The sequence below is a fragment of the Xenorhabdus entomophaga genome, assembly GCF_037996725.1.
GTDB lineage: Bacteria > Pseudomonadota > Gammaproteobacteria > Enterobacterales > Enterobacteriaceae > Xenorhabdus > Xenorhabdus khoisanae.
This window is the reverse complement of sequence record NZ_JBBMXH010000531.1, coordinates 1-223: the sequence shown is the minus strand read 5'-3', so window position 1 is coordinate 223 and position 223 is coordinate 1. Positions and strand designations below refer to the sequence as shown.

Sequence of the window (223 nt, the reverse complement as noted above, 5' to 3'; positions counted from 1 at the left end):
CTGAACGACTAAGTTTAACGGCTATAAACCCGCTCGACATAACGCCCACGACCATCACCATGTCCCAAATCCATTGATACCAACGCCCGTGCTTCCTGACGGCTAAAACCATTCTGTTGGTAAAACGCCAGAGCATCCTGCGCCCACGCATAGCGCAAACTATGAGGAGAATGGCAGCCTGTTAAACCAATCCTTGTGGTGTATGCTCGCCAGTAGTTCATGG

General features: G+C 50.7%; 1 protein-coding gene. It reads right to left on the bottom strand.

The genetic code is table 11. The annotated features are described in order from the left end of the window. Positions 1-14: 14 nt before the first annotated feature. Positions 15-223: integrase domain-containing protein (locus tag AAC854_RS23945; protein WP_340619219.1), on the bottom strand; the 209-nt coding region annotated here is incomplete at its 5' end.